The organism is Chromobacterium subtsugae, assembly GCF_035919665.1.
In the GTDB taxonomy this organism is placed as follows: Bacteria; Pseudomonadota; Gammaproteobacteria; order Burkholderiales; family Chromobacteriaceae; genus Chromobacterium; species Chromobacterium subtsugae.
In genome coordinates this window covers 3,357,835-3,373,491 of record NZ_CP142381.1, presented here as the reverse complement: position 1 = coordinate 3,373,491, position 15,657 = coordinate 3,357,835, and the positions used below count along the sequence as shown (strand labels likewise).

Below are 15,657 nucleotides of genomic sequence, written 5' to 3'. Positions count from 1 at the left end.
GGAGAATGGGCGCAAAATTGCTTGAATAATTTGGCAATTTTACGAATGAGCCATTTTTTTGGATATTTTAGCTAAATGTTTCATGACGTTCGCCGATATGGGTGGGGAGAATAGTATACAGGGAGCATGAGAATGGCGGTAAACGGCGGGTTTCCCATCGCTTTGCGGCCGCAGTCGGCTTTCGCCGCGGTAAGGGTGGCGGCGCCTGCGGTTGCGCCATCCAATCCCAGCGGCGCGGCGCCGCTGCTGGACATCAAGGGGCTGGAGGTGGGGACGCCAGAATCGCGTTATGGCTTCAGCATGCAAACCCTGCAGCTGCTGAAGCAGTACGACGTGCGCGATATGTCGGGCAAGGATCTGGACGCGCTGAGCGAACTGATGCTGGCGCGCGGCGAGATGGATGGCGATGTCAGCGGCACCATCCGCAGCGACATCCAGGGCCATGGCTGGAAAACCGCCGGCAGCAGCAATGCGCTGGAAATCTTCTCGGCGCGCCGCGACGAGACCATGGCCAGCGTCAAGGCGGGAGAAGTCTCGCTGAAGCTTGCCGATTTCGACCTGAAAGGCAATGCGCGGGTGACGGAGGCGCTGAACAAGCTGGCGGGCATCCACGATGCCTTGCAACACGACGACAGCGTGACGGCGGCCGCCGAGGGAGGCATGAGCCAGGCGGCGGACATCCAGCGCTTCGACAGCTGGCTGCGGCAAACCACGCGCTGGCGGGAGTTGGGCGAGGCCGAGCCGCAGCCCGATGCGGAGACCATCGACGCGGTGGGGCGCGTTTTGCAGCGGCTGGGCATCAGCTTGGCGGGCGAGGGCAATAGTGCCGAGCGGATGGCCCAAGCCTGGCAAGCCTATCAGGGCTGGCAGGCGCAGCACCCGGGCGAGCAGCCGCGGATGGATTTGCAGCCGCCGGCGGAAACGCCCGCCGAGCCGCCTCGTGCCGCACCGGCGGCTTCCGCGGTGGCTTCGACGCCGGCGGCGGCTGCGAAGCCCGCCAAGGAAGCGGCGCCGCGCTTCCTGCTGGAGGCGCAGTACGGGATGAGTTTGCCGATGCTGCAGGTGCTGAAGAGTTTCGATGTCGCCAATGCCTCGGTGGAGCAAGTCAAGCAGCTGGGCCGGCTGTTGCAGGACAATGGCGAGCTGTCGCAGGACGACGCCGATTCGCTGCTGCCGCTGACCCGGCGCGGCATGGCGGATCCGATGAGTTATTATCGGCGCGACCTGAGTTGGCTGGCCGATTCGCAACAGCATGGCGAGACGCCTCAGTACCGCACTCCACAAGGCTTGGTCGACTTGGCGAGCCCGGCCGGCCGCGCCCGCAACGATCAGCAGGCGCAGGCGGTGCTGGACCGCTTGGCCGCTTTGCACCAGGCCTTGCAGGGAGACGACAGGGTGCAGGAGGCTGTGGACGGCGGCTTGCAGCAGGGCAGCGACCTGGCGGCGTTCAACGCCTGGGCGCAGGCGGAGGGCAAGGGCGCGCGCAGCGGCGACGACGCGCAGCCGGCGTTCCGCAACCGGCAGGACGTGGACGGCATCTTCCGCACGCTGCAGCGCCTGGGCGTGGAGCTGACGCCGCAAGATGGCGCCGTTTCGCCCGGCCAGCGGCTGGAACAGGCGTGGAAGGACTACCAGGGCTGGCGCGCCAGCCACCCGGACGCGCAGCCGGGGCTGAGGCTGGCGCCGGCCAGACGCATCAACGATTACGCCTGATCGCCGCTCTGCCGGCGCCTGCAGCCCTTTTCCCTTGCTGCCCTAGGTGCAAACCGCAGCTAGCGGCCGCGCCGTTGTCGCCGCCATGCCGCAGAGCTATATCTTGGTGAGTTCCATTGCATTCGTTTTGTCTGCATGAAAAACGCATGTCAGCCGCAGCATAGGCAAGCCGCGGCGCGGGAGGAGTCGAGATGATAGGCGCGGACATGCGGTATCTATTGGGCGAGCGCAGTTTGCGCTCGCTGAGCGCGCTGCCGGGCCGCCGCGCCGCCGCCGGCATCCTGGCCAGCGATGTCGAAGGCCCGCTGTTCTTGGGCGATTTCATCGCCGAAGCGCTGTCGGCCCGGGTTCGCCCCCGCCATTACGCAGTGGACGCCACGCCATCCTACGGCCACATCCTGTACCAGGAAAACTACGCGGCTTTCAGCGAAGCCACCGCGGGACTGCGTCGGCCCCAATGCCGCAACGGCTGCGCCCAGGAGGGGACCGACACCATTTTCGCCCTGCCGATGCTGCTGGCCTGCGGCGCGGACGCCGGCTATCTCGACTTGCTGGCCCGCCGCAGCGCGCCGACGCCGGGGGCCGCCCGGATGCTGGCGGAGCTGGACAGGATGGGCATGATGGCGGTGGGCATCACCACCGCGCCGCAACAACCCTACCGCAATCTGGTCGCCGCGAGCGGCCTGCTGCCGCGGGAGCGCATCCTGGGCTCGCCGTTTCCGCTGAACGAGGCCGCGGAGCTGCTGCGCGGCCACCGGCGCTGGGATGAGGAAATCGGCGCGGTGAACCGCTATCTGGACGACGCTTTCGCCATCATCGACGGCTATGCGGAGATTCACCGCGGCGCGGATGGCCAGATACGCCGTCTGTCGGACTGCGGCCGGCAGCTGCTGCAAGCGCGCTTCATCCGGCATTGTCGCGACGAGCTGGGCATCAGCCATGACCCGGCGACGCGGCGCCGCCGGACGGCGCCCACCCTGCTGGGCGAGATCATCGAAGCCTGCGCGATGATGGGCGACCGCTCGAAAGCGGCGACGGCCCTTAACCTGGGGCGCTCGCTGCGCGGCGGCCAGCCGCTGGTGGCGATGGGAGATGGCGGCAACGATGCCGAGATGCTGCGGCGGGTTCCGTTGTCGATAGGCGTGAACGGCCCGGAAGCCGCCAGCGCGGCCAAGATAGGCGTGGTGACCGCCGACATGGCCTGCGTGCTGCCCATCCTGCGGCAGATGTTGCTGGGCGAGCGGGATATCGACGCCATCATCGTCCGGGCGCAGGCCGAGGTCGGCGACGCCGCCTTGATCCACCGCGGCGGCGGCCGCCTGGCGCCGGCGCTGTTGGCGCGGCACCGGGAGATGAAACGGCAGCTGCGCGGAGCCTTCGTCACTTTCTGACTGGCCGCCATGTCCGAGCCCCCGGTCCATTCCTTGCCCCAACCCGCTTGCCGGGCTTTGTCCCGGAAGCCGGCCGGCGTTGTCGTCCGCCGCGACGGGCGATTGCTGCTGGGCGTGTTGTCGGGCTTGTTGTCCATGGTTTGCGTGCAACTGGGATCGGCCTGGTCGGTGCCGGCGATGCGGGAGCAAGGCCCGTACGCGCTGACCTGGCTGCGGCTGTGCTGCGCGGCCTTGGCGCTGCTGGCTTGGGCGCGCCCGCCGCTATGGCGTTTGCTGCGCGCTCATGGCGGCCAACTGGCGGCCTTGGGCGCGGCGATGGCCGGCATGATGCTGTGTTTTTTCGCCGCCATCCGCAGCATGCCGCTGGGCCTGACGGTGGCGATCAACTTTCTCGGCCCCTTGCTGGTGGCTTTGGCCGGCGCGGGCCGCCGGTTGGCGCTGGCATGGCCGCCGCTGGCTTTCTTGGGCGTGGGATTGCTGGCCTGGCATGGCGGGCAGTGGCAGGGCGATGCCGCCGGGTTGGCGTTCGCCTGCGGCGCGGCGGTCTGCTGGGGGGCTTACATCTTGCTGATGAAGCGGGTGGGGCGGCTGGGCGGCGGGCTGGACGGGCTGGCGGCCTCCATGCTGATGGCCGCCTTGTGGTGCGCGCCTTTCGGCTTGGCCGGCCTGCATGGCCGCCCGCTGCCGGATTTGCCGCAAACGGCGGTTTTGGCATTGTTGACGCCCCTGCTGCCTTACGTGTTGGAAATGCTGGCGCTGCGACGGATGCCGGCGGCGTCGTTCGGCATCTTGGCCAGCCTGGAGCCGGCCATCGCCGCGCTGGCGGGCTGGCTGCTGTTGGCGCAGCCGGTTGCGCCGGCGCAGTTGCTGGGCGTGGCTTTGGTGGTCGGCGCCAGCCTGGGCTCGCTGCTGACGGCGCGATGATCCGGCGGCGCTTACGCCGCGACGCCTTCGAGGCGCAGCACCTGCTCCAGCGCCGAAAAACAGGCGGGATCGATGGCGCTGCCCAGGCTGCGGCGCATGATGTCCAGGGTTTCCGCTATCGGCGTGGCGGGGTGGTAGGGGCGTTCGGCGTTGATGGCGTCGAAGATGTCCGCGGTGGTGATGACGCGGGTTTCCAGCGCGATGGCGTCGGCCTTCAGGCCGCGCGGATAGCCGCCGCCGTCCAGCCGCTCGTGATGGGCGCCCGCCATCAAGGCCAGCTCCCCGAAAGAGTCTATCCGGCTGAGAATGGCTTCGGTGTAGCCGGCGTGGCGTTTCACGGCCTCCCATTCCTCCGGCGTCAACTTGCCGGGCTTGTCCAGAATGGTGTTGCTCACGCCCAGCTTGCCGACGTCGTGCAGCAGCGCGCCGCGTTTCAGCCAGCGCCGGCGTTCCGGCGCCACGCCCATCCGTTCGGCGATGCGGTCGGCGTAATGGCCGACGCGCAGGCTGTGGCCGGCGGTGAACGGGCTTTTGGAGTCCACCACCAGGCCGAAGCCTTCGGCGATTTCATCTAGGTAGTCTTCGTCCAGCGGCACTTCGCATTGCGAGGGCTCCAGCGCCAGCACCGCCTGCTCGACGTCGTCCGCCTCCAACTGGCGCCAGAAGGCTTCGTCCCGGCCGATGCCGGCTAGCGCCCGCGCCAGTTCGGGGTCGAACCAGCCGCCGGCGCGGCCTGTGGCCTCGTCCAGCGCCGCGGCGCGGCCATGGGTGGCGTGCAGCACGTCGGTCACCTGCGACAGCAGCGCGATGCGCGCGTTCAACGGAATGCCGTCTCCCTGCAGGCCGCGCGGCCGGCCGGAGCCGTCCCAGTGCTCGTCCAGGCACTGGATGCCCATCGCCACCCCCTCGTTGAAGCGCAATTGCCGCGCGATGTCGGCGCCGCGGTGACAGCGGGTGTTGATCAGTTCGTCGGCCATTTCCTTGCCGCGCAGCAGCACATTGAAGATGGAGGCGGCGCGCCGGCGCCAGCCGTCGGCATGGGTGCCGGTCTGGCTGAAGACGAAGCCCAGCATCTGCGGCAGGCTGGCGCCCACCTGCTTGAACGCCTGCTTGAAGCGGCGGTCGTCGGCCAGATACAGCTCGCTGATGCGGGCGGCGTTGCTGCTGCAGCCCAGGTCTTTCAGCAGAATGGTGTAGTACAGTTCCCACAGCGCTTGTTCTTCCAGGCCGATGGCGCGGCCTATGTGCATGCCTATCCAGCAACTGCGCAGGCAATGCCCTTCCGGCTGGCCTTCGGTGATGTCCAGCGCGTAGCTCAGCGCGCTGATCAGTTGCGACAGTTTCAGGGTGGCGGCCATGCGGTGTCCTCGTCGCGGGGAATGCTTTGTTTATCTGCGGCCGGCCGCGTTTTGGCAATGCTTGTTCGCGGCGCGGCTGGACGAGGCGGGCTGGCGGCGGTAAAAATGCTTACAGCATGTGCTGTGGTTTCGCCCTTTCGCAAACTTGCCTGGAGCCTGCCCTGATGTCTGCCGCCATCACCCTGGATTTTCTCACCGATCACGATTTCGACACCGTCGCGGCGCTGGGCGCCGAAATCTGGCGCAAGCATTTCATCATGATGATCACGCGGGAACAGATCGATTACATGGTTTCCAGCCGCTACACGCCGGAAAAGCTGAGCCGCTACCTGGACGCGCCCGACCGCTGGTTCCGCCTGCTGCGGGTGGGTGGCCGTCCATCCGGCTATTGCAGCTACGCGCTGAGCGGCCGGCCCGGCGAAATGAAGCTGGAGCAGCTGTATCTATTGGAAGAGATGCGGGGAAGAGGGTTGGGCGGCAGGATGATGGACGAAGCGGAAGCCGCGGCCGGCACTCAGGGCTGCGCCACGCTGATGCTGACTGTCAACCGGCACAATGCCGACGCCATCGCCGTGTATGAAAAGCGCGGTTTCACTGTGCGGGAAGAGGTGGTGGCCGATATCGGTAATGGATTTGTGATGGATGACTATGTGATGGTTAAAAATTTATAAGGGGATGTATTTATAGATTTATTTCTTGGATCGAACTGGCGTTCCCTCGTGTTCCATAATTTCAGCGAAGCGTTTCCAAGTCATACGCTTTTTATTGATGGAATTTCCTGAAGGTAGCCACCCGATATTACCCTTGCTGATCAGCAGTGTACCCAGTTTTGCACCATCAAGCTTTATTTCAAATTCCACATCTTTGTGTAAGATGATTTTTTCCTGGAGGTTGAGGGTGACTTCATGGGCCATGGTTTATGCTCCAGTGCTTTGCTAAGTAATTGCGTAAAGCGGAACGCCTCTTGGTGCTGTTTATAGCAAAAAAGCAAGCATGTTTGCTTGCTTTCCCAAAGATGATCTCCTGACGCTATTGTCACTACGTTCCGCAAAACGTCCGATATCCCTCCGCGACCTCCGGCGCGGCTGGCAGCGCGTAGCGCATCAGGCCTTCGCGTTCGGTGAACGGGTCGCGCAGCACTTCCAGCAGCCGCAGTGCCGGCTCCATGTCGCCGCGTTCGCTGGCGGCGTCCAGCGCTTCTTCCACCAGATGGTTGCGCGGGATGTAGAGCGGGTTTTGCTTGCGCATCGCCGCCGCCACGTCGCTGGCGCGGCGGGTCTTGATGGCGAGGCGGGTCAGCCACTGCAGCAGCCACGGCTCCAGTTCCTGCGGGGCGGGGAACAGCGCGGCGAGCGGCGCGCGCTGTCCTTCGGCGGCGTCGGCCAGGTAGCGCCAGGCCAGCGTGTGGTCCACGCCTTGGGCGGCCAGCAGCGTCAGCCAGTCCTCAATCAAAGCCAGGTCGCCATTTTGCGCGTCCGGCAAGCCCAGCTTGCGGCGCGCCTGTTCCAGCCAGATGGATTGATAGCGGTTGGCGAAGCCTTCGATGATCTCGGTCGCGGCCGGCACCGCGCCGCCCGGGTCGGCCGGCGAAATCAGCGGCAGCAGGGTTTCGGCGAAGCGGGCCAGATTCCACTGCGCGATCGCCGGCTGGTTGCCGTAGGCGTAGCGGCCGTTGCGGTCGATGGAGCTGAACACGGTGTCCGGGTGGTGCGCGTCCATGAAGGCGCAGGGGCCGTAGTCTATGGTTTCGCCGGACAGCGCCATATTGTCGGTGTTCATCACGCCGTGGATGAAGCCGGCGTGCATCCAGCGGGCGATCAGCGCCGCCTGGCGCTCGGCCGCGGCGGCCAGCAGCGCCAGGTAGCGGTCGTCCCGGCCGGCCAGCTCCGGGTAGTGGCGGGCGATGGCGTAGTCGGCCAGCTTGCGCAGCATGTCGGTTTCGCCGCGGATGGCGAAGTACTGGAAGGTGCCGACGCGCAGATGGCTGGCGGCGACGCGGGTGAGCACCGCGCCGGGCAGCGGCCGCTCGCGGTGCACGGTTTCGCCGGTGGCGGCCACTGCCAGCGCGCGGGTGGTGGGAATGCCCAGCGCCTGCATCGCCTCGCCGATGATCAGTTCGCGCAGCATTGGCCCGACGGCCGCCTTGCCATCGCCGCGGCGGGAAAACGCGGTGCGGCCGCTGCCTTTGAGGGCGATGTCGCGGCGTTGGCCGTTGTGGTCGATGACTTCGCCCAGCAGCATGGCGCGGCCATCGCCCAGCGACGGCGACAGGCCGCCGAACTGGTGGCCGGCGTAAGCCTGGGCGATGGCTTGCGCGCCGGCGGGCAGCGCCGCGCCGGAGAAGGCCGCGGCCAGCTCCGCCGCGCTGGCGTCGGCGGCGTCCAGCCCCAGCTCGGCCGCCAGTGGTGCGTTCCAGTACAGCAGCGCCGGCGCGGGCGGCGCGTCGGGCAGCGCGGGCTCGTAAGCGCCGGGCAGGTCGCGGGCGTAGCTGTGGTCGAAGGCGATGCGGATCATGGCGGAATCCTTGTGGTGTGCTGTCGGCTGGCGGCGGCTGCGCATGGCATGACGATATCTTAATTTCGCGCCGCCGGGCTCTTGAATTTTTCTTTGCGATGCCGCGTCCGCCGTCATGGCCAGGGCCGGGCGCGGCAAAAAGCCGCCCATCGGGCGGCTTGGTCGGGACTTAGCGGCTGCGGCTGGTTTTGCCGCCAGGCTTGCCGCCGCCGCTCTTGGCGGTGGCGGGCTTGCCCGATTGCGGCCTGGCGCCGACGGCCGGCTTGCCGCGCTGCGGGGCGTTGCCCGGCGCGCGCTGTCCCGGCGCCTTGCCGCGCGCGGCCGGCGCGCCCATGCGGTGGCGCACCGCGGCGGCCTTGTCGCCCGGCGGGGTCGGCGGGATCAGGCAGTGCTTGCTGTGGCCGATCAGGTCGCTGCGGCCCATCTGGATCAGCGCGTCGTGGAGGATCTGCCAGTTGTCCGGATGGTGATAGCGCAGGAAGGCCTTGTGCAGCTTGCGGCGGTAGCCGTCGCGCACCACGTCCACCTTTTCGGAGCTGCGGCTCAGGCGCTTCAGCGGGTTGCGGCGGGTGTGCCACATGGTGGTGGCCATCGCCATCGGCGTCGGGGTGAAGGTTTGCACCTGGTCCAGGCGGAAGTTGTTCTTCTTCAGCCACAGCGCCAGATTCATCATGTCCTCGTCGCTGGTGCCCGGGTGGGCGGCGATGAAGTAGGGGATCAGGTACTGTTCCTTGCCGGCCTGGCGGCTGAAGCGCTCGAACAGTTCCTTGAACTTGTCGTAAGCGCCCATGCCCGGCTTCATCATCTTGGACAGCGGGCCGTCCTCGGTGTGTTCCGGCGCGATCTTCAGATAACCGCCGACGTGGTGCTGCACCAGCTCCTTGATGTATTCGGGCGAGCGCACGGCCAGGTCGTAGCGCAAGCCGGACTGGATGTTGATCTTCTTCACTCCCGGCAGCGCGCGCGCCTTGCGGTACAGCTGGATCAGGTGGCTGTGGTCGGTGTTGAGGTTTTCGCAGATGTCCGGGAACACGCAGGACAGCTTTCTACAGGACGACTCGATCTTCGGGTCCTTGCAGCTGAGGCGGTACATGTTCGCGGTCGGGCCGCCCAGGTCGGAGATGTGGCCGGTGAAGCCCGGGGTCTTGTCGCGGATTTCCTCGATCTCGTGCAGGATCGATTCTTCCGAGCGGCTCTGGATGATGCGGCCTTCGTGCTCGGTGATGGAGCAGAAAGTACAGCCGCCGAAGCAGCCGCGCATGATGTTGACCGAGTACTTGATCATTTCCCAGGCCGGGATGTGGGCGTCGCCATAGGCTGGGTGCGGATTGCGGGCGTAGGGCAGGCCGTAGACGAAGTCCATTTCCTCGGTGGTGAGCGGAATCGGCGGCGGCGTCAGCCATACGTCGCGCTCGCCATGCATCTGCACCAGCGCGCGGGCGTTGCCGGGGTTGGATTCCAGATGCAGGGTGCGGCTGGCGTGGGCGTACAGCACCGGGTCGTGGGCGACGGCCTCGTAGGCCGGGATGCGGATCACGGTCTTGGCGCGTTCGGCGCGGCGCTTGGCCAGGCGCTCCTCGCGCGATTCGATGCGGATCACCTGCGGCTTGGACGGATCGATGTCCTTGGTGGCCTCGGCCGCCTGCTCCGGTATCTCTTGGTACGGGTTCAGGTGCGGGTCGACGCGGCCCGGCACGTCCACCACGCTGGAGTCCATCTCCTGCCATTCGTCGTCCGGGCGCCAGCCGTGCGGCACGATGAAGGCGGTGCCGCGGATGTCGCGCATCTCGGACAGCTTCTCGCCCTTGGCGGCGCGGTGGGCGATTTCCACCAGCGCGCGCTCGGCGTTGCCGTACAGCAGGATGTCGGCCTTGGAGTTGACCAGCACCGACGGGCGCACCTTGTCGCTCCAGTAGTCGAAGTGGGCGATGCGGCGCAAGCTGGCCTCGATGCTGCCTATCATCACGCCGATGCCGGGGTAAGCCTCGCGGCAGCGCTGGGCGTAGACGGTGACCGCGCGGTCCGGGCGCTTGTTGGGCTCGGCGTTCGGCGTGTAGGCGTCGTCGGAGCGGGCGCGGCGGTCGGCGGTGTAGCGGTTGATCATCGAATCCATATTGCCGGCGGTGACGCCGAAGAACAGGTTCGGTTTGCCCAGTTCGCGGAACGCGTCGGCGCTGTGCCAGTCCGGCTGGGCGATGATGCCGACGCGGAAGCCTTGCGCCTCCAGCAGGCGGCCCACCAACGCCATGCCGAAGCTGGGGTGGTCGATGTAACAGTCGCCCGTGACCAGGATGATGTCACAGGAGTCCCAACCCAGCTGGTCCATTTCGGCGCGGGTCATCGGCAGGAACGGGGCGGTGCCGAAACGGCTGGCCCAGTACTTGCGGTAGGAATCGATTGGTTTGGCGGCGGCTTGCGGAGTAGTCATGCGTTCACGTCGAATTCAGGCAGCCGCACATTATGCCGTATCCGGATAAAAAAATCAGCATAAACAATTGTTTATTATGGCGAATCGCCCGGCTGGCGGTAGGGGTTTGCCCGCGGCGGGCCGGCGCGGGGTTTTGTGATGAAAATCAAGGGTCTGTCGCGCGGACGGCCCGCGGCGGATGCCTGGGGCATGAGTTTGGTGTACCCTTGCGGGCTTGTGCGGCGCAGCACCCGGCGGGTTGGCGCCGCCGCGGACATTTTATCGATCAGGATCAAGGAGGGAATATGGGCGAGCGTATCGTGAGCGTGGCGGCGGGGGAGCGCGATCTGGTGCGGAAACTGGAGGCGGGCGCCGTGCTGCATGTGCCAGACTTCGGCTTCACCTTGAGCCCGGCCGAACAGGCGCTGCTCAATCCGGCGCTGTCCGATCCCAAGCGCAAGAACATCAGCCTGGAGCCGAACAACGGCGCGCTGCACGGCGTGCTGGGCGGCGACGAGACCCAGGCGGCGGTGCGCGCGCTGATCTCGCGCTATCAGCAAGCGGCGGCCGGCCTGCTGGCCCGCGTGCTACCGGAATATCAAGGCAAGACGCGCGCCGCCCCTACCAGCCTGCGCCTGGTGCGGGTGGAAGACCGCAAGACCTCCTGGCGCAAGGACGACAGCCGCCTGCACGTGGATGCCTTCCCGTCGCGGCCCACCTACGGCGAGCGCATCCTGCGTGTGTTCTGCAACGTCAACCCGGCCGGCGAGCCGCGGGTATGGCGCGTCGGCGAGCCGTTCGAGGACATGGCGAAGAAAATGCTGCCGCGAGTGCCGGCGCAATGGCCCGGCTCGGCCGCCCTGCTGGCGGCGCTGAAAATCACCAAGCGCAAGCGCAGCGGCTACGACCACATCATGCTGCATCTGCACGACGCGATGAAGGCCGACCTGGAATACCAGCGCAGCTGCCCGCAGGAAACCGTGCCCTTCGCGCCCGGCGGCGCATGGATCTGCTTCTCCGACCACGCCTCGCACGCGGTGATGTCCGGCCAGTTCATGCTGGAGCAAACCTTGTGGCTGCCGCTGGACAAGATGGACGACCCGGCCAAGTCGCCGCTGAGGCAGCTGGAGCGCATCGTGGGGCGCGCGCTGGCGTGAGTTGGGACCTGGCGGGCGATAGGGCTATGACTCCCATCGCCCGGCGCGGGACTTAAGCGTCTCCCACTACGACGAAGGAGGCGACGAGACTGTATATGGCGGAGTCGGACCAGGTTTCGAAATTGGCGTTGAAGCCGTTATTGTCGATGCCATTTGCGTAAAGATTGATTCGCAGGTTCTCATTGTGAGAGGCGTCGACGTCCTTGATGGACATGATGACTTGCGGATTGCGCAGCGAGACTACGGCCCCGTTATGGAGCTTGAACGGTACCCGGATGGTGACGGGCACGCCGGACGGGAGCTGCTGGGGATGTTTGTAGCCCGAGGAAACCTCTCCTACCAATACGATTTGCGTCATGATGATGCTCCTTCGTTGGAAACGGATTGAACGCGATCCCCTTGATGGTCTATCCGGCTGCTGGTTTGGGCGGCTTGCTTGTCTGGCGTAAGCCTGGACTGGTGGCTAGGCCGGCTCAGCGTTCTTGCCGCGGCTGAGCCGGATGCGCGAGCCATGCCCCTTTCTATATCGTGCGATGCGGCAATGAAATCGTTGGATATACTTATCGTATTTGCACGGATGGCGGATCGCATGCGCGGGCCGTCAGCGAGCAGTAGCATCTAGAGTGGCCAGCTTGCGCCCGATATTCAGTCAAAATCGGGTACAATGACCGATTCGCTATCCATACCCACAGCCAGAACATGAGCACGGAAAACAACGCGCCGGTTGTCAACAACTTCATCCGAACCATCATCGACCAGGACCTCGCGTCGGGCAAGCACAGCAGCATCGTCACCCGCTTTCCGCCGGAGCCCAACGGATTCGCCCATATCGGCCACGCCAAGGCCATCTGCATCAACTTCGGCCTGGCCGAAGACTACAAGGGCAAGTGCAATCTGCGCATGGACGACACCAACCCGGAGAAAGAGTCGCCGGAGTATGTGCAATCGTTCATCGACGATATCAGCTGGATGGGCTTCAAGTGGGATGGCGACGTGCGCTTCGCGTCCGACTATTTCGATCGCCTGTACGGCTACGCGGTGGAGCTGATCCAGGCCGGCAAGGCCTATGTGGACGACCTGTCCGCCGAGGAAATGCGCCAGTACCGCGGCAGCCTGACCGAACCGGGCAAGAACAGCCCCTACCGCGACCGCAGCGTCGAAGAGAATCTGGACCTGTTCGCCCGCATGAAGAACGGCGAGTTTCCGGACGGTAGCAAGACGCTGCGTCTGAAGATAGACATGGCCTCCGGCAACATCAATCTGCGCGATCCGGCCATCTACCGCATCCGCCGCGTGCATCACCACCGCACCGGCGACAAGTGGTGCATCTATCCGATGTACGACTACACCCACTGCATCTCCGACGCCATCGAAGGCATCACCCACTCGCTGTGCACGCTGGAATTCGAAGACCACCGCCCGCTGTACGACTGGGTGCTGGACAATATCAGCATCGGCTGCCACCCGCGCCAGTATGAATCGTCGCGGCTGGAGCTGCTGTACACGCTGACCTCCAAGCGCAAGCTGCTGGCATTGGTCAACGAAGGCGTGGTGACCGGCTGGGACGACCCGCGCATGCCCACCATCGCCGGCATGCGCCGCCGCGGCTACAGCCCGGAGGGCATCAGGCTGTTCGCCCAGCGCATCGGCGTGTCCAAGGGCGAGAACATCATCGACATGAGCGTGCTGGAAGGCGCGGTGCGCGAGACGCTGGAAAACGAATCGCCGCGCGTGATGGCGGTGGTGAAGCCGCTGAAGGTGACGCTGACCAATTACGACGCCGCCGTCACCGCCAGCCGCAGCGCGCCGTTCCACCCGCACCATCCGGAATTCGGCGAGCGCGAAGTGCCGATCTCCCGCGAGATCTGGATCGAGCAGGACGACTTCGCCGAAGTGCCGCCGCCGAAGTGGCAGCGCCTGACCGCCGGCGGAGAAGTGCGTCTGCGCTATTCCTACGTGATCAAGTGCGAGGAAGTGGTGAAAGACGCCGCCGGCAACGTGGTGGAGCTGAAGTGTTCCATTGACCACGACACGTTGGGCAAGAATCCGGAAGGCCGCAAGGTCAAGGGCGTGATCCACTGGGTGTCGGCCGAGCACGCGATCCAGGCCGATGTGCGCTGGTACGACCGCCTGTTCACCGAGCCGCGTCCGGACGCGGTGCGCGGCGAAGACGGCGAGTACGTCGATTTCCGCCAGTTCATCAACCCGGAATCGCTGACGCTGGTGCCGGCCTACGTCGAAGCCTCGGTGCTGCAGGCCGCGCCGGAATCGCGTTTCCAGTTCGAGCGCCTGGGTTACTTCGTCACCGACCGCAAGGAGCACCAGCCGGGCGTCAAGGCGGTGTTCAACCGCACCGTCGGCCTGAAGGATAGCTGGAGCAAATAAGCGGCAGCAGCGATGCCGAATGGCGAGCCCCCGGGTTCGCCATTTTTACGTGCGGTCCGGCGATCGGCCGCAAGGAGAAGAAAAAATGCGCGTTTCGCCCGGATCCATCCTGCTTTCCCTGCTGGCCGCCGGCCTGTTGTCCGCTTGCGCGGCGGCGCCAGGCAAAGGCAGCTACGTCGCCGGCAAGACCTACAAGATCACCATCCTGCACACCAACGACCATCACGGCCGTTTCTGGCCCAATGCCGACGGCGAGTACGGCTTGGCCGCGCAGAAGACGGTGGTCGACCAGGTGCGCGCCGAAGTGAAGGCGGAGGGCGGCTACACGCTGCTGCTGTCCGGCGGCGACGTCAACACCGGCGTGCCCGAATCCGACCTGCAGGACGCCGAACCCGATTTCCGCGCGATGGACCGCATCGGCTACGACGCGATGGCGGTGGGCAATCACGAATTCGACAAACCGCTGCCGGTGCTGATGAAACAGCGCGGCTGGATACATTTTCCGATGCTGTCCGCCAACATTTATCAGGATGACAAGCGGATGTTCGATCCTTACGCCATGTTCAATCTGGGCGGCGTCAAGGTGGCGGTGCTGGGCCTGACCACCGACGATACCGCCAAGATGGTCAATCCGGCGCAGATCCGGGGCATAGAGTTCAAGAGCCCGATCGCCGAAGCCGGCCAACTGGTGCCGGCATTGCGCAAGCAGGCGGACATCGTCATCGCCGCCACCCACATGGGCCACTACGCCGACGGCAAACATGGCGTGAATGCGCCGGGCGACGTGGAAATGGCGCGCGCGGTGAAGGGGCTGGACCTGATCGTCGGCGGCCACAGCCAGAACCCGGTGTGCATGAAGGCCGAAAACGTCCGCGACGACGCTTACGTGCCGGGCGCGCCCTGCGCGCCCGATCGCCAGAACGGCGCCTGGATCGTGCAGGCGCACGAGTGGGGCAAATACGTCGGACGCGCCGATTTCGAATTCCATAACGGCAACCTCAAGCTGGTGAAGTATCGGCTGATCCCGGTCAACTTGAAAAAGACAATGGTCGACGCGGACGGCAAGGCGCAGAAAACGCTGTATGAGGCGCGAATTCCGGAAGACGGCAAATTGCGCAGTTTCCTGAAGAACTACCAGGATCGGGGGCAGACCGAATTGGATGTCAAGGTGGGCGAGCTATCCGCCAGGCTGGAGGGCGACCGCGCCGCGGTGCGCAGCCGGCCCACCAGCTTGGGCGTGCTCGTCGGCCAGGCGATGATGGCCAAGACCCACGCAGACTTCGCGGTGATCAACTCGGGCGGCATCCGCGACTCGCTGCCGGCGGGCGCGGTCAGCTATCGGGATGTGCTCAAGGTGTTTCCGTTCGGCAGCACCGTAGCTTATGTGGACCTGCCGGGCAGTGAGGCGCTGGGCTATCTGCGGGCCGCGGCGAAGATGACGCCCGGCGCCGGCGCCTTCGCGCAGTTTGCCGGCGTGAAGCTGCGCATCGTGGGCGGCGAGCTGCGGGAGGCGAAGGTGGCCGGAGCGGCCATCGATCCGGCCAGGACCTACCGCGTGGCGATCAACAGCTTCATGGCGGCGGGCGGCGACGGCTACCCGAAGATGGCCGGGCATCCCGGCTATGTGAATACCGGATTTGTCGATGCCGAGATGCTGAAGGCTTATCTCGCCAGCCATGCGCCGGTGCAGGCTGGGGCTTATGCGCCATCCGGCGAGGTGACGCGCGAATAGCGCGGGCGGGCCGCTTGTCGTTGGCCGGGTGGGCAATCATCCGAGGTTTGCCTGCCCAGGGGTACTAGCCCTTGGT

At 65.8% G+C, this 15,657-nt stretch carries 12 protein-coding genes; 7 read left to right on the top strand and 5 right to left on the bottom strand.

The genetic code is table 11. From position 1 onward, the window contains the following. Positions 1-132 precede the first annotated feature (132 nt). The 3 genes from U6115_RS16180 (at position 133) to U6115_RS16170 (ending at position 4,028) form a co-directional block, all read left to right on the top strand. On the top strand, positions 133-1,713 hold the full coding sequence (locus tag U6115_RS16180) for a hypothetical protein (protein WP_043577832.1): 1,581 nt from the start codon (positions 133-135) through the stop codon (positions 1,711-1,713). A 206-nt stretch (positions 1,714-1,919) separates the two neighbouring features. Continuing rightward, positions 1,920-3,104: a hypothetical protein gene (locus U6115_RS16175; RefSeq protein ID WP_146008467.1), complete on the top strand. Its 1,185-nt coding sequence runs from the start codon at positions 1,920-1,922 to the stop codon at positions 3,102-3,104. A gap of 9 nt (positions 3,105-3,113) precedes the next feature. Continuing rightward, entirely contained in the window at positions 3,114-4,028 is a 915-nt protein-coding gene (locus U6115_RS16170; RefSeq protein ID WP_080770280.1) for an EamA family transporter, read from the top strand. Positions 4,029-4,039: 11 nt separating this feature from the next. Here U6115_RS16170 and U6115_RS16165 read toward each other — a convergent pair whose 3' ends face one another. Continuing rightward, complete coding sequence (locus tag U6115_RS16165) at positions 4,040-5,386, bottom strand: HD-GYP domain-containing protein (protein ID WP_043577828.1); 1,347 nt, start codon at positions 5,384-5,386, stop codon at positions 4,040-4,042. Between the two features lie 164 nt (positions 5,387-5,550). On the opposite strand from U6115_RS16165, the gene U6115_RS16160 reads away from it, so the two are divergent. Beyond that, on the top strand, positions 5,551-6,057 hold the full coding sequence (locus U6115_RS16160) for a GNAT family N-acetyltransferase (protein ID WP_052258183.1): 507 nt from the start codon (positions 5,551-5,553) through the stop codon (positions 6,055-6,057). 18 nt (positions 6,058-6,075) lie between these two features. Here U6115_RS16160 and U6115_RS16155 read toward each other — a convergent pair whose 3' ends face one another. The 3 genes from U6115_RS16155 to U6115_RS16145 form a co-directional block, all read right to left on the bottom strand. Then, positions 6,076-6,300: a hypothetical protein gene (locus U6115_RS16155; protein WP_047239035.1), complete on the bottom strand. Its 225-nt coding sequence runs from the start codon at positions 6,298-6,300 to the stop codon at positions 6,076-6,078. A 124-nt stretch (positions 6,301-6,424) separates the two neighbouring features. Next, positions 6,425-7,900 (bottom strand): protein adenylyltransferase SelO, encoded by a 1,476-nt coding sequence (locus tag U6115_RS16150; RefSeq protein ID WP_043577825.1) that lies wholly within the window; start codon positions 7,898-7,900, stop codon positions 6,425-6,427. A gap of 169 nt (positions 7,901-8,069) precedes the next feature. Beyond that, the gene (locus U6115_RS16145; RefSeq protein WP_043577823.1) at positions 8,070-10,328 is read right to left on the bottom strand and encodes a YgiQ family radical SAM protein; all 2,259 of its coding nucleotides are present in this window, start codon (positions 10,326-10,328) and stop codon (positions 8,070-8,072) included. Positions 10,329-10,612: 284 nt separating this feature from the next. Here U6115_RS16145 and U6115_RS16140 point away from each other — a divergent pair, with 284 nt between their 5' ends. Beyond that, the gene (locus tag U6115_RS16140; protein WP_043577821.1) at positions 10,613-11,464 is read left to right on the top strand and encodes a Kdo hydroxylase family protein; all 852 of its coding nucleotides are present in this window, start codon (positions 10,613-10,615) and stop codon (positions 11,462-11,464) included. Between the two features lie 52 nt (positions 11,465-11,516). Here the strand turns inward: U6115_RS16140 and U6115_RS16135 are convergent, their stop codons facing one another. Then, a complete protein-coding gene (locus U6115_RS16135; protein WP_043577818.1) occupies positions 11,517-11,822 on the bottom strand; it encodes an H-type lectin domain-containing protein in 306 nt (101 codons plus the stop codon). Between the two features lie 341 nt (positions 11,823-12,163). Here U6115_RS16135 and U6115_RS16130 point away from each other — a divergent pair, with 341 nt between their 5' ends. Next, on the top strand, positions 12,164-13,849 hold the full coding sequence (locus U6115_RS16130; RefSeq protein ID WP_043577815.1) for a glutamine--tRNA ligase/YqeY domain fusion protein: 1,686 nt from the start codon (positions 12,164-12,166) through the stop codon (positions 13,847-13,849). 85 nt (positions 13,850-13,934) lie between these two features. Continuing rightward, positions 13,935-15,581 carry a bifunctional UDP-sugar hydrolase/5'-nucleotidase UshA gene (gene ushA, locus U6115_RS16125; protein WP_043577810.1) on the top strand — a complete coding sequence of 549 codons (1,647 nt, stop codon included), beginning with the start codon at positions 13,935-13,937 and terminating at the stop codon, positions 15,579-15,581. Positions 15,582-15,657 lie beyond the last annotated feature (76 nt).

What these genes read in the sequence shown, in the direction of transcription:
- U6115_RS16170 (WP_080770280.1), top strand. Translation starts at nt 3,114, where the DNA reads ATGTCCGAGCCCCCGGTCCATTCCTTGCCCCAACCCGCTTGCCGGGCT.
- U6115_RS16160 (WP_052258183.1), top strand. Translation starts at nt 5,551, where the DNA reads ATGTCTGCCGCCATCACCCTGGATTTTCTCACCGATCACGATTTCGAC.
- U6115_RS16180 (WP_043577832.1), top strand. Translation starts at nt 133, where the DNA reads ATGGCGGTAAACGGCGGGTTTCCCATCGCTTTGCGGCCGCAGTCGGCT.
- U6115_RS16155 (WP_047239035.1), bottom strand. Translation starts at nt 6,300, where the DNA reads ATGGCCCATGAAGTCACCCTCAACCTCCAGGAAAAAATCATCTTACAC.
- U6115_RS16175 (WP_146008467.1), top strand. Translation starts at nt 1,920, where the DNA reads ATGCGGTATCTATTGGGCGAGCGCAGTTTGCGCTCGCTGAGCGCGCTG.
- U6115_RS16140 (WP_043577821.1), top strand. Translation starts at nt 10,613, where the DNA reads ATGGGCGAGCGTATCGTGAGCGTGGCGGCGGGGGAGCGCGATCTGGTG.
- U6115_RS16130 (WP_043577815.1), top strand. Translation starts at nt 12,164, where the DNA reads ATGAGCACGGAAAACAACGCGCCGGTTGTCAACAACTTCATCCGAACC.
- U6115_RS16145 (WP_043577823.1), bottom strand. Translation starts at nt 10,328, where the DNA reads ATGACTACTCCGCAAGCCGCCGCCAAACCAATCGATTCCTACCGCAAG.
- U6115_RS16135 (WP_043577818.1), bottom strand. Translation starts at nt 11,822, where the DNA reads ATGACGCAAATCGTATTGGTAGGAGAGGTTTCCTCGGGCTACAAACAT.
- ushA (WP_043577810.1), top strand. Translation starts at nt 13,935, where the DNA reads ATGCGCGTTTCGCCCGGATCCATCCTGCTTTCCCTGCTGGCCGCCGGC.
- U6115_RS16150 (WP_043577825.1), bottom strand. Translation starts at nt 7,900, where the DNA reads ATGATCCGCATCGCCTTCGACCACAGCTACGCCCGCGACCTGCCCGGC.
- U6115_RS16165 (WP_043577828.1), bottom strand. Translation starts at nt 5,386, where the DNA reads ATGGCCGCCACCCTGAAACTGTCGCAACTGATCAGCGCGCTGAGCTAC.